Source organism: Bacillus benzoevorans (assembly GCF_014207535.1).
In the GTDB taxonomy this organism is placed as follows: domain Bacteria; phylum Bacillota; class Bacilli; order Bacillales; family Cytobacillaceae; genus Bacillus_BD; species Bacillus_BD benzoevorans.
In genome coordinates this window covers 74,510-87,076 of sequence record NZ_JACHGK010000010.1, presented here as the reverse complement: position 1 = coordinate 87,076, position 12,567 = coordinate 74,510, and the positions used below count along the sequence as shown (strand labels likewise).

At 41.1% G+C, this 12,567-nt stretch carries 12 protein-coding genes; 2 read left to right on the top strand and 10 right to left on the bottom strand.

Annotated features, from left to right (window positions below; all coding sequences use genetic code 11):
* Positions 1 to 45: 45 nt before the first annotated feature.
* Complete coding sequence (locus HNR53_RS23575) at positions 46 to 981, top strand: GTP-binding protein (protein WP_184527100.1); 936 nt, start codon at positions 46 to 48, stop codon at positions 979 to 981.
* A gap of 71 nt (positions 982 to 1,052) precedes the next feature.
* Here the strand turns inward: HNR53_RS23575 and HNR53_RS14180 are convergent, their stop codons facing one another.
* From HNR53_RS14180 to HNR53_RS14170, 3 genes are all read right to left on the bottom strand, one after another.
* Positions 1,053 to 1,418: a Na-translocating system protein MpsC family protein gene (locus HNR53_RS14180; RefSeq protein ID WP_184527256.1), complete on the bottom strand. Its 366-nt coding sequence runs from the start codon at positions 1,416 to 1,418 to the stop codon at positions 1,053 to 1,055.
* A 77-nt stretch (positions 1,419 to 1,495) separates the two neighbouring features.
* Positions 1,496 to 4,099, bottom strand: coding sequence for a DUF2309 domain-containing protein (locus tag HNR53_RS14175; RefSeq protein WP_184527098.1), 2,604 nt, complete (start codon positions 4,097 to 4,099; stop codon positions 1,496 to 1,498).
* The gene (locus tag HNR53_RS14170; RefSeq protein WP_246439578.1) at positions 4,096 to 5,619 is read right to left on the bottom strand and encodes an NADH dehydrogenase subunit 5; all 1,524 of its coding nucleotides are present in this window, start codon (positions 5,617 to 5,619) and stop codon (positions 4,096 to 4,098) included. The genes HNR53_RS14175 and HNR53_RS14170 overlap by 4 nt, the downstream gene beginning before the upstream one ends.
* A 557-nt stretch (positions 5,620 to 6,176) precedes the next feature.
* On the opposite strand from HNR53_RS14170, the gene HNR53_RS14165 reads away from it, so the two are divergent.
* Positions 6,177 to 6,431, top strand: a complete 255-nt coding sequence (locus HNR53_RS14165; RefSeq protein WP_184527096.1) for a hypothetical protein — start codon at positions 6,177 to 6,179, stop codon at positions 6,429 to 6,431.
* A 77-nt stretch (positions 6,432 to 6,508) separates the two neighbouring features.
* Here HNR53_RS14165 and mnhG read toward each other — a convergent pair whose 3' ends face one another.
* The 7 genes from mnhG to HNR53_RS14130 are packed head-to-tail and all read right to left on the bottom strand — an operon-like array spanning position 6,509 to position 12,275.
* On the bottom strand, positions 6,509 to 6,877 hold the full coding sequence (gene mnhG / locus HNR53_RS14160) for a monovalent cation/H(+) antiporter subunit G (protein ID WP_184527252.1): 369 nt from the start codon (positions 6,875 to 6,877) through the stop codon (positions 6,509 to 6,511).
* Positions 6,861 to 7,097, bottom strand: coding sequence for a Na(+)/H(+) antiporter subunit F1 (locus HNR53_RS14155; RefSeq protein ID WP_377802091.1), 237 nt, complete (start codon positions 7,095 to 7,097; stop codon positions 6,861 to 6,863). The genes mnhG and HNR53_RS14155 overlap by 17 nt, the downstream gene beginning before the upstream one ends.
* A 47-nt stretch (positions 7,098 to 7,144) precedes the next feature.
* The gene (locus tag HNR53_RS14150) at positions 7,145 to 7,621 is read right to left on the bottom strand and encodes a Na+/H+ antiporter subunit E (RefSeq protein ID WP_184527092.1); all 477 of its coding nucleotides are present in this window, start codon (positions 7,619 to 7,621) and stop codon (positions 7,145 to 7,147) included.
* A gap of 5 nt (positions 7,622 to 7,626) precedes the next feature.
* Positions 7,627 to 9,117, bottom strand: a complete 1,491-nt coding sequence (locus HNR53_RS14145) for a Na+/H+ antiporter subunit D (RefSeq protein ID WP_184527090.1) — start codon at positions 9,115 to 9,117, stop codon at positions 7,627 to 7,629.
* Entirely contained in the window at positions 9,110 to 9,451 is a 342-nt protein-coding gene (locus tag HNR53_RS14140; RefSeq protein WP_184527088.1) for a Na(+)/H(+) antiporter subunit C, read from the bottom strand. The genes HNR53_RS14145 and HNR53_RS14140 overlap by 8 nt, the downstream gene beginning before the upstream one ends.
* Entirely contained in the window at positions 9,451 to 9,873 is a 423-nt protein-coding gene (locus HNR53_RS14135) for a Na(+)/H(+) antiporter subunit B (RefSeq protein WP_184527250.1), read from the bottom strand. The genes HNR53_RS14140 and HNR53_RS14135 overlap by 1 nt, the downstream gene beginning before the upstream one ends.
* Positions 9,873 to 12,275: a Na+/H+ antiporter subunit A gene (locus HNR53_RS14130; RefSeq protein WP_184527086.1), complete on the bottom strand. Its 2,403-nt coding sequence runs from the start codon at positions 12,273 to 12,275 to the stop codon at positions 9,873 to 9,875. Before HNR53_RS14130 ends, HNR53_RS14135 begins: the two co-directional genes overlap by 1 nt.
* Between the last annotated feature and the right edge of the window lie 292 nt (positions 12,276 to 12,567).

The window sequence follows — 12,567 nt, the reverse complement described above, 5'->3', positions numbered from 1 at the left end:
CAGACTGATGACGGTAATTTTTAAAAAAAGAAAGAGGATGGCAAAGTGAAACAAGTAGAAATCTATATCTTATCAGGTTTTCTCGGTGCAGGAAAAACAACCCTGCTGCAACAGGCATTAGCGGAAGAACAACGAAACGGAAGAAAAGCTGCGGTTGTGATGAATGAAATCGGGCAGGTTTCAATCGATTCGGATGCCGTCCCTAATGGTACTCCGTTAAAGGAATTGCTCAATGGCTGTGTCTGCTGTACCCTTTCTGACAAGCTTGAAGTCCAATTATCGGAGTTATTGAATCAGTATGATTTAGATGTCATTTATATCGAAACGACAGGTGCCGCCCATCCTGTCGAGGTGCTGGACTCCTGTTTATCACCGCAGCTGGCGGATAAAGTACGGATTCATTCCATTATTACGCTGATTGATGCGCCAGCCTGGCTGGAACGGCAAAAATTAAAAATCCCCTTGCGTAAACTGGTTACGGAGCAGGCCAAGCATGCTGATATTATGATTTTGAATAAAATCGACAGGATTACAGAAAAGCAGCTGCAAGAAATTGAAGATGAATTGCATCTTTTGAATCCAAAAGGATTGATGATTCCGACATCATTTGCCGACATTGATTTTCACAAAATCCAAAATGCTGAAAGAATCAAAAGAACGGAACACGAGCAAACACATGCGTTCAATCACTTGCATATGAAGACGTACGTTCATAGCTTCTCACAGCCAATTGATGGGCAATTATTTGCAAACTTCTTGAGGGCCCTGCCGGATAATATATATCGAATTAAAGGTTATGTTCGTTTTAACGGAGATCCGAAGACCTATCTTTTCCAATATGCATACGGCATGCCGATACATACTGCTTCTGGTCTTAAGATGAAAACTATACTGGTGTTTATCGGGGATGAATTAGATCATGAAGGTCTGCAGAAGGCACTATCCGAATTGGAGAAAAACAGTAGAGAAATGCCGCTTTAGTTAAATTCATCATCCTACTTACGAAATGGTAAAGTTCAGGGGAACATAAGAACCGTCCCCCTGTTTCCTTTTTAGCTGAATTTTCCCTGCAGGTCATTGGAAAGCTTAAAGACCATTACCCGTTCTCCGGTTTGTGTACTAATATCGGTGTGAAAACTTACTACTTCTTCCCCCGTTATCGTTAGAATAATTTCCTTTAGCTCATCCAGACCGGATTCAATTAAACTGTTGCGATGAGTCTTTACTGATAACAAACCTTCTCTATCCTGACATATTGTATATTCAGCCGGTGTTAAAATACCTTGCAGTATTACAATCACCAAATCCCGTAAAATATCGGATTTAACGGATACGGAGCCCCGTCCAAGATAATTTTTCTCCCAATGTGTTAAAGTTTTACTAATTTCAGCTTCAATCGTTCCAATTGATTTTTCCATACCGATCCCTTTTCCTTTATTTAAAGTTACATTCATAGCCATCCATTATAAAAAACAAACTTTTTACCGAAAAGAGGTTAAGACCAACTCTTCCAGCGTCCTTCCTGATCAATGGAGGCAAGGCGAATCCACCCGTTTTTTACTTTTTGCGCAAAGGCATGATTTTGTTCCAGCACCCGTTTCACATATTCCCTCGGTGCTTGGATAACCACCAGCAAACGGAGCGGTTCATGATATGCCTCTTCATCTGATTTCATTACTGACTGCCAGGGAAGTCCCGATAATAAATCACTGGCGTTTCCCTGCATGACCCCAATACCGCTTGTCACGGTTTGGGTTGTTTTATTCCCGCTGCCATAATAATGCGGTGCAACAGTCGATGCATAATATTGCAGGTTAATCCACTGCGCTACCGTTGCCGGTCCGGAAATAATGCCCGCAAGAATAGCACCGTTTTTGTCCTTCTTCCAGTTATAATTGTTAAGGAAAACTCTGCCCTCCAGATTACAGTCTTGAGTAAGCCGGCGTTCTCCGATGATAAACGCAGCGTTACGCGCCAAGCCCCATTCCGGACGCACCTCACTCCAATCTTCTGCAAGGCGCTCGGCAGCTGCCTTAGGATTCTTGAAATGGGTTTGAAAGCTTGGCAATTGCGAGATCCGTTCTGCAGCAGCTTCTTCGCTCACCTTTGGCAGCGCTATTTGGATACTGTCGAATGCTTCCTTAGCCTTTCCAGACAGTTCCGGAACGTATAGGAAGCGTAATTCATCACGTGAAGTAATGTGCTCAGCAGCAGCAAAAACGGTTCCCTGCGGAATAACGATTCCCTCTGTTTCCAGACCCTTCCTTACGTTTGGCAGATTGCACAAAGCTGCCAGCACCCGTGCATTAAATCCGCTTGATGCTCCTCCACATGCTCCACAGTCCAATGCAGAATGATAAGGATTGTTCGTGCTGTGACTTCCATGCCCGCAAATAACCACCAAGGGTGCAAAATGATCGGTCAGTCCCATCATTTTCAGTGCTTGCCGTACATAGTGTACTTGTTCTTTTAACGAAAAGCCAATTGGCAGCACATTTTCCGCTGTTTGCGTATGGTCAAGCGATAGCTTTGTTGATGGTTTATCCAGCCATGCTTCACGCAGTTTGTTTAAAGTTCGACCTGCACTCCGTGGAACAAAGCTGCGAGCCAGCGTTTGCAGGCTGAGCCAAGGACCGCTAATTTCCGGCAGGACCATGCTGGAGAGCAAATTATGTTTCATCGTTTTAAATGTAAACCAGAGTGAACGGACTGCATGAAGCCGTTGTTGGTAGATGTGCGAATCCGGTGAAGACTCACTCACTTTATGCTGCGGTTTAAACATGACCGGCAAAGAGCGATGCGTGTGGTTACTGCCAAGCTCGCAAGTTGCTATCGGCAATCCAAAAAAGCCTGCTGTTCCAAAAGTCTCAAAATCTCCTGCTTTTTCAAGTTTGCGGCGAAAAAGCTCTGAACGCACATCAATACAAAATACAAATTGGGCTAATTTCCGCTTTATGTTTTCTTCCGGTTGCTGCGATAGAAGCAACTTCTTTAATTGGTTTTCATAAGTTTTCTCCCACGCTTCAAGCCAAAGGCGGTTTCGCACAATCTTATCAAAACGATTGGCAAGAGCCAATCGTGCCTTAATTTCTGAAGCAGATAACTGTGACCAAGCATGGATTGGCAGGTTCCCCCATTCTGCCCAAGCGGCAAGCAATGGTTCTAAGTGTATTTTATCATTTCTTTTTTCGGTCAAAGGAAGAAAGGGTTTAATCAAGACCCATTCCATTGAAATTCGAACGGCTAAATAGTCAAGCAAAAGCGAACTATTATCAGTTGATTGCTGTGAACGCCAAAGCAGCATCCCGCCCCAGCCCGGCAAGGAAAGAAAATGTGCTTCAAAATAGTCTTGGATTTCTGAAAAGGGAATTTCAAGTGCAAGCAAAACTTCCATTAAAGCAGCGTCAGCTTCCTCCGGAAACTCACTTAGCTGTTTACGCACTTTTCGGCTGAGCGCCGGGTCGTGCTGGGCTAGTTTTCGCCACGCACGATAGAATCCTTCTGCACGATGAGGCATTGCCCAGACAGCCTGAGACTCATCTAGAAACAATTTACACCACTTGATCATATGGCGGTTAAGTTCATGAACCGCATCTCCCTTTCCCAGCTCTTCCAGGCGCTGGCTGTAGGTTTTAACTGCATGTTTTTCACTCATTTGGGGTGTAAATCGTTTTAGTTTTGCCGCCATACTTTTTATCTCAGATACTGGCAAAGTGCTGGAAGATAACTGATTTTTTAAAAGTGCCGTCCGGCAGAACCTCTCTGCAGTCTCACGCGGCAGCTGCAAAGATTGTTTGCTCAGCCACTGTTGCAGTTCTTTTTCTAAAAAATCCTGATCCATTCCGCCTCGTTCCCGTGCAGACTGTAATATGGATTCATTTGGATAGATATCTAGATTACAAGTATCTTTGAACCAGCGTGCCGTTTGTTCAAATGATTGCCCCTCCAAGTTGACCCAAGGGTGGCGTGCGGCAAATGTGTTAATTGGTCCGAGAGGTGCAATAACACTGCTGGCAGATTTCACTAGGTTATGAAGATCGATATCATGGGTATCGGGTTGATTTTTCCACTGTAATGTTCTTGCCAATGTTGTATTCATCGCAAATGGCCTCCTCTATCAAATGATTGTGTCAAATACGCAGGATGACTTTCGACTAAATCATTTTGCGGCTCGCCCAATCGTACAAGCCAAAGATAAATCACTGCATAGGCAGCTGATGAACGATTGCGGGCAAGCCATACACCTGCAGCACTGCCAGCCAATAAGATAAGCAAAAATAAAATGGCTGCCGATGCCGGTGGTTGAGTTCCTTGCGGGATGGAATTTTGTAATACACCATAAAAAGCAGCATGGACGAAATGATAGACAATCGCTGCTCCTATCAGGATAGAAAATCCTGCAATACGGCCGATACGTCCGGAGGCACTGGCCACGAGCTGAATCCAAGCTAATGAAACGGACCAGCCTAAGGTAAAAGCACTGATTAATTGATAACCTTCTTCCGGGGAAGACAGCCAAAGACCCAATGCCACCAGGAGACCTAGAACACCGCTGGAGACTGTCCATAATAATGACAATGGCTGGTTCGTTCCGGAGGATTTCTCCACGTGGTGATGCAGTACAGAACCAGATTGTAAGAAAAGGGTTGATTTGAATAGACCATGTAAGACGGCGTGGATAATGGCTGCCAAATAGGCACCTAAGGCACATTGGATGAACATCAGCCCCATCTGTGCCATCGTAGACCCGACCAGCTGCCGTTTATAATCCACATGGACCAGCATCATTCCAGTCCCTGTCAAGACGGAAACACTAGCCAATAACAGCAGCACCATTTGGGCCATATCTCCGCTAAAAAGTGGTGAGAACCGAGTCAGAATAATTCCGCCTGCATTTACTAAGCCTGCATGCATGACCGCGGAGACAGGTGTTGGAGCCACTGTTGAATCTAACAGCCAGCGCCCAAAAGGCCATTGTGCTGCCGGAATTACGACGGCCACGATTAAAAGCAGGTTTATACATGTTTTTTCCCATGAATCAAGCTGGGCCAGACTGCTTTTGGTCAGGACATGCGACATCTGCCAGTGCCCAGTCGCTTGGGTTACCCAAATGACGGCGGCTAGCAAGGTCAACCAGCCTAGTGCAAACATACGTCCAGATTGTTTTGCTGTGTTTCTAGCAACATACCACTCTTTCTTTAATCCGATTAAGAGGGTCAGCCCCAGGAGTGTAATCCCCCAGCAAACCAGCAGCAGACGGAAATCGTTACTTAGCCAGACACCTGAATCAGCAGCAGTCGTAATGGTCAGCAAGGCAAAATATTTTCGATAGGAACGATCACCGAGTAAATAACGAACAGAATAACGCTGTACAATAAAACCGATGGTAAGGACAAACAATGCTAGCAGCCATGATAAGGAATCAAGACGCCAGGGTCCATAAATCAGCGTCTCTTTGGACGTTATTAGGGCTAGCAGTGCAACGAGCGGAGGCAGTAGAGTAATACCGACATGAAGCTGAACAAAAGACAGCGGCGTCTTCGGGTGTAACAGGGCCAGTGCACTAAGCACCGATAGCGCAATCAATAGAAAGAATATTTCTGGCAAGAAATTTAACATGTTTCTTCCCCCCATCGATGGTTGGCAGAAACCAACATGGCGAACATATGACTTTGACCGAATTCCTTCATTACACTGCATCCCTTTCTGTTTTTCCTTTCAGGAAAACAAAAAACCGACAATTTTTAAGAGAATGGACTAAACCATTCGCCTTTAAAAATTGTCGGTTTACTTTTAACGGGCCATTGAGGCCTTTTAATCGTCTACCTGATTATGTAATTTCTAATAAGTAAGTATATACTGATTTTCTCTTGTTATAGATTTACTTTTTCATAGAATCAAAAAGTTTAATCCTATGCTAAAACAATCTATTTCTTTAGAGGAAACAATTAAACAATTTATTTATGTTGTTAATGTTACTATTGGTTAAACATTCTGTCAAGAACTAATTTGAGTCGTACTCGTACTTATCGATGAGCCTCGATTCACTTCCAATAAAATCAAGATTCTTGCCCTCAATTAAAATAGGCGCACCCCTTTTTGAGAGATGCGCCTTTGAAATTTTACAATGACTCCTTTTTGTACAAACTAATCCTAAATGGGAGGTGTGTAAATTTATGAAAAGGAAGATCATCGTCAGTTTATTTATATTTTTACTTTTATTTTCATCTGCTTGGTTTCTGCAGCACCAGCAGCAAAATCATCGGACTGTTGATAAAATAGAATCTTCTATAAACAACTTGAATGTGGTTCCAATCAATTATGAAAATACTCCGTTCAATTCCTCCTTAAATACTGAGGAAATAAATGTCCAATGGAATTTATCCGAACCATTTAGGCCCAGGGAGTATGTTCGGTTTAAAGAATATTAAATCAAAAAATAGACGTTTATAGATGGACTTTTTTTAAAAAAAGTGTTCCAATCATGATTTGGAACACTTTTTACTTCTTAATCCGCGGATGATTTATCCATCAGATTACTATTATATTTTTTCAAATCGTCCCGAACACTTTTATCCCACAGCTTTACTCCTGAATTGTAGGCTGCTCGGTTAATTAAATGTCCAGAAATCGGTGATGTCATAAAAAGAAAGACAATTCCTAGTATAAGCCTGGAATTAAAATGACCTTCAAAAGCATAAAAGTAGATAAAGGTACCTAATAGAATAAACATGACCCCCAATGTAGCTGCCTTAGATGCCGCATGGTTTCTTGTATAAACGTCAGGGAGTCTAATGACCCCGAAGGCAGCAATGAGACATAGCAGGGCGCCGGCTAGAATTAAAAATCCTATGAGAAAATCAACGATTACGCTCACGTTCAATGATAACCCCCTTTTCCAAATATTTGGCGAAGGCAACAGTTCCGATAAAGGCAAGAATCCCGATAAGAAGAATGACCTCTAGAAATGCATGGGATTTCAAAACAATGGAAATAAGAGCTGTAATTGCCACGAGATTCACACCAATCGCGTCTAATGCAATCACCCGATCCGGCACGGTAGGGCCCTTAATCACCCGATAAATCAGTCCAAGCATAGCAAGTGAGCAGCAAAATAAAGCAATGCGAATGACGATTTCCAGCATTAACGGCTCACCTCCAAAATAGCCCGCTCAAATGTATTTTTAATACTGTTAATCTCCTCTTCCACTTCTCCGATATCCATAGCATGGACAAATAAGATTTTATTATCTTCTGAAACATCAATGACTAAAGTGCCTGGAGTTAAGGTAATTAAACTGGAGAGAAGAGTGATTTGCCAGCCTTTCGTTAAATCTGTCTCTAAAGCAAAGATACCTGGACGCATCTCTAATTTAGGCTTTAGGACAATTTTGACAATCGCTATATTGGACAAAACCAGTTCCTTTAGAAAGATAAATGTCAGCTTGATGAAAGACCATAATCGAAAAAGATAAAATCGGCTTCTAAAAAAGCGTCTGAAGAAAAAGATAACAAGCAGCCCAAATAGATAGCCTTTCACAAAACTAATGGGATCATAGGATACTTTAATAAACATCCATAAGAAAGCTAGTGCGATATTTAATAGAATTTGAAATGCCATCCTTCTCACTCCTTTAAGACAGCTTCAATATAAATCCTCGGATCTGTTAACGTTTCAGCTGCCTGAGAAATATACGGTAAAAATGATTCTGAGCCAACCCCAAAAAGGGCCGACATTACGACTAAAATAACTGGAGAGATTAGAAGCCATTTCACGGGAACCTTATCTTCTCCTTTGTAAAAGCGGGTCTGCCCCCAAAAACCATGAATAAAGATTTTCATGACCGAAAAAAGAACAAGCAAACTTGACATTAAGACCAATCCTGCACCTATATAACTTTCCCCTGCAGCCCCACCTTGAACAATCAGCAGTTTGCCAACGAAACCGCTCAATGGGGGAATTCCTGCAAGAGATAAGGCAGCGATAAAGAAGGTCCAGCCAAGACCGGGATAACGGGTAATAAGACCACTGATTTGTTTCAAATTACTTGTTCCCGTAATCGCGACGATGACGCCAACGAGAAGGAATAGGGCTGCTTTGATGAGCATATCATGAATTAAATAGTAGACCGATCCTGTAATAGCTGTTGGATTCATAACCGAAACGCCGTAAAGAATAACCCCAATGGCTACGATAATATTATAAATAATGATTTTCTTTACATCCCAATAGGCGATGGCTCCAATGACGCCAGCCACAACCGAAAGAATCGCCAATATGGACAACAATTGAAAAGTGAAGTCCCGATCATGGTAAAAGAAAAGGGTATAGGTCCTTGTGATGGAATAAACCCCAACCTTTGTTAATAATGCACCGAAAAGGGCTAGAACTGGTGCCGGCGGTGCGTAATAAGACCCCGGCATCCAAAAATACAAGGGGAAAATCGCGCCTTTTATGCCAAATACAATTAAAAACAATACGGCAATGACGGTTAAAATACCAGGCATTCCATTTGTACTTACTTCACTAATTCGTGCAGAAATATGAGCCATATTCAACGTTCCGACAACGGAATATAAATAAGCAACAGCAATGACAAACAAAGCCGATGAAATGATATTCACGAGCAAATATTTAATCGATTCCCGTAATTGAATCTTTGTTCCGCCAAGTACTAATAAGACGTAAGAAGACATGAGCATGACCTCGAAAAAGACAAAAAGGTTAAAAATATCTCCTGTTGTAAAAGCCCCGTTGACCCCCACTAATAAAAAGTGAAAGACAGGGTAGTAGTAATACTTTTCACGTGCTTCCCCAATTGCTTTAAAGGAATATAATAAACAAAGGAACGCAATCAGACTTGTCGTAAATACAAGAATAGCCGAAAACATATCAGAAACTAAAGTAATCCCAAAAGGGGCATCCCAGCTGCTGATATTCAGGGTTTGAATGCCAGCGTTCTTAACCTTCTGAACGTTTAAGAAGGAGACGATTAGTGTAGCGATAGATGAAAAAACGGCTGTCACTCGTTGTGCCATAATTCTTTTGTGTAGAAAAATTAATATGGTCCCTGCCAATAAAGGGATTAATATGGGTAGAATGATTAAATTAGTCATTTTGCTCTGTTCCTCTCATTTCTTCCACATTATCTGTTCCCAGCTCTTGATAAGACCGATAAGCTAAAACTAAGAAAAAGGCCGTAACACCAAAGCTAATGACAATAGCTGTCAAAATCAGCGCTTGCGGCAGCGGATCTGTATAATTTTCCGCATTCCCTCCTAAAATAGGAGCAGATCCTCTTTTTAAACCGCCCATGGTTAAAATAAGAAGATGGGCACCGTGGCTCAACAATCCAGTCCCGACAATAATGCGCAGTAAACTTTTTGACAGCATTAAATAGGTAGCTGTCATAAATAAAATGCCAATCACAATAGCCATTAATATTTCCATTATTCGTCCTCCCCTATGGTTTGAATAATGGTCATAGTCACACCAACGACAACAAAATAAACACCTAAATCAAAAAGGGTTGCGGTATGAAGAGACAGTTCTCCAAGAATGGGCACATCCACATGCGTGAAAGCATGAGTTAAGAATGGAACGTTAAATAATATTGAGCCCGCACTGGTTCCAATCGCAAATAGTAAGCCAATGGCAGTAAGGATCCGGTAGTTGAACGGTAAAATTTTTGCCACCGTTTTGATGTCATACGTGATTAATAAAAGAACAAGGGCTCCTGCCGTCATCAATCCCCCGATAAAGCCGCCTCCGGGATAATAGTGGCCTGCCGTGAAAATATAAACGGAATAGAGGACAATGATAAAAAGAAGAACTTTAATAGATGTTTCCAGGATAATATTGTTGATTTTCATCATTCTTTCCCCCTGTTCAATCTCAATTTAATCATCCCGTAAATTCCTAAAGATGCTATCGCGAGCACCGTTATTTCAAAAAGTGTATCGAACCCGCGGAAATCAACTAATATCACATTGACCATGTTTTTCCCCGCTGCCTTTTCATACGTATTTTCCACATAATACTGAGAAATCGAAGAAAACAGCTTATGGCTGTGCGCAGATAATGCTATAGCTGTGACCACCGAGCCGACTCCCAATGAAATCAATGCATTCGTCAATTTAAATCTCATTCTTGTTTCAAACTTGCGCAATTTAGGCAAGTGATAAAAGCAAACTAAAAATAAAGCGACAGAAATCGTTTCAATCACGAGTTGTGTTAAAGCTAAATCCGGTGCTCTAAAAACGATATAGAAAAGTGAAACTGTATATCCAACTGCACCCAGAAGAATAATTGAGGTCATTCGTGATTTAACAAACAGAATGCTAATGGAACCCACTACTACAAGTATGGCTAAGACCCATTCATAGACTCCTATGAAAGAAACATTGCCAGAATCTAATTTAAAAGCTTTTTTCCACATGAGTGTAATGGTTAAGAGCGTAATCAAGAAAGCAAATATATAAACGAGGTAAGTTCGGATCGAACCATTCATATACATATTCGTTAATTTATTAGCAGCTGTCTGAGAACCCTTTATGGTTTGATCATAAACATGATTAAGAGAAAGCTTTTCTGGAATGACCTTAAATATCTTTTGCCATTTAGGGTAGGTTTTATAAAGGATAAGCCCCATGATGATTACCCCAATAGTCATAAATAACTCAATGGTAGGTCCGTGCCAAAAACTGATATGAACCTCAAATGCTTCCCTTGCATGTAACAAGCTTGGAAGGATGGCAGCCATAGCTGGCGAGATCAAACTATCTGATAATAGATTGGGAAAAATCCCAAAAATGATAACAAGTGACACCAATATGATAGGAGAAATTAGCATTCCTATAGGGGCTTCATGCGGCTTCTTGTCCAGTTTTTCTGGCTGGAATTTCCCCGTAAACGTTTTGAAAACAAGAATCATACTGTAAACAAAGGTAAAGATACTTGCTAACCAAGCAAGAACGGGGAATGAAATACCCCAGGTTTCGAGGTGAAACATATTCATTTCCGTAACGCGGACCATTGCAGTAAAGAACATCTCTTTACTCAGGAACCCATTAAATGGCGGTAGTCCAGCCATGGAGAAGGCTCCGATCATCGAGATGGTAAACGTAATCGGCATGAAATGAATGAGCCCGCCGAGCTTCCGAATATCCCTGGTACCTGTTTCATGATCAACAATTCCGGCTGCCATGAATAAACTGCCTTTAAAAGTAGCATGATTGATTAAATGAAAAACTGCTGCTGTAGTTGCCGCAGTAAAAATGTTATCATCTAAACCTTCATAATGAAGAGCAAAGGCTCCAACCCCGAGTAAAGACATAATCAGTCCTAGCTGACTTACAGTAGAAAAAGCAAGGATCGCTTTTAAGTCCGTTTGTTTTACAGCGAATATGGATCCCCAACACAAAGTAATCAATCCGACTCCCGCAACAAGCCAGAACCATACACTAGATTCTCCAAAGATCGGAGTGAATCGTGCCACTAAGTAAATTCCTGCCTTCACCATTGTAGCCGAGTGTAAATAAGCACTTACTGGTGTAGGTGCTTCCATCGCATCTGGAAGCCAAATATAAAAAGGAAACTGAGCCGACTTTGTAAACGCACCAAGCAAAATGCAAAGCAGGGCAGGAATAAATAAATCGTGATGAAAAATCTCATTCGGCTGAGACATTATTTCTGTCATACTGAATGTTCCAGTCATGATATAAAGAAGAATAATTCCACCGAGCATGGCAAGTCCACCGAATACAGTTATGAGCATTGATTTTTGCGCTCCGTAACAGGATTTTTCTCTTTCATACCAGAAACCAATTAACAGAAAAGATGAAAAGCTGGTTAGCTCCCAAAAAGCATACATAACAATTAAGTTATCTGATAAAACAACGCCAAGCATCGCTCCCATAAAGAGTAATAAATATACATAGAAGGTATTTAGCTTTTCTTTATTTTTTGCTAAGTAATAAATCGAATACAAAACTACTAAAGCTCCGATACCAGTGATCAAAAGTGCAAATAAAAGACCCAGTCCATCTACTTTTGCTACGAAATTGATCCCTAAAGATGGAATCCAATTGAATGATTCGGTAACCGTTTTTTGGGTCGATGTTATAGGGATGAATGAAAGAAAATACAAAAACAGAAGGATGGGCAGAGGAAGAACAAACCATCCGGTATGGATAAGGTGAAACCTTTTATAGAAAAATGGCATGAAAATAGATAATAACAATGGCGCCAATATAGCCAAGTGCAGATAAGACAATGAAAAACCTCCTTATGCTAATGAAAATAGTAATCATCAATATATTTTCTAAGTGTTCACAGGGATAGATTATCTAATTAATTCTATATTTTCGCTAATCACCAATCCTTAATGAAGGGAATACCAATATCTTTTCACCTCTCCATTATTATTTGTTTCTATCTTAAATAAATACAAAAAGAGTCTGTCACCAAAAGGGCATAGTTATCCCTTTAGTGACAGACTCCTCCATAAATTATTCCCATATTATCATTATGTGATATAATACCACATTATTAAGCTTTAAAAAAGT

Coding starts and splice junctions, on each gene's coding strand:
- HNR53_RS14135 (WP_184527250.1), bottom strand. CDS start 9,873: ATGAAAATCAACAATATTATCCTGGAAACATCTATTAAAGTTCTTCTT.
- HNR53_RS14180 (WP_184527256.1), bottom strand. CDS start 1,418: ATGGAAAAATCAATTGGAACGATTGAAGCTGAAATTAGTAAAACTTTA.
- HNR53_RS14140 (WP_184527088.1), bottom strand. CDS start 9,451: ATGGAAATATTAATGGCTATTGTGATTGGCATTTTATTTATGACAGCT.
- HNR53_RS14165 (WP_184527096.1), top strand. CDS start 6,177: ATGAAAAGGAAGATCATCGTCAGTTTATTTATATTTTTACTTTTATTT.
- HNR53_RS14170 (WP_246439578.1), bottom strand. CDS start 5,619: ATGTTAAATTTCTTGCCAGAAATATTCTTTCTATTGATTGCGCTATCG.
- HNR53_RS14175 (WP_184527098.1), bottom strand. CDS start 4,099: ATGAATACAACATTGGCAAGAACATTACAGTGGAAAAATCAACCCGAT.
- HNR53_RS14150 (WP_184527092.1), bottom strand. CDS start 7,621: ATGGCATTTCAAATTCTATTAAATATCGCACTAGCTTTCTTATGGATG.
- HNR53_RS14155 (WP_377802091.1), bottom strand. CDS start 7,097: ATGCTTGGACTGATTTATCGGGTGATTAAGGGCCCTACCGTGCCGGAT.
- HNR53_RS14145 (WP_184527090.1), bottom strand. CDS start 9,117: ATGACTAATTTAATCATTCTACCCATATTAATCCCTTTATTGGCAGGG.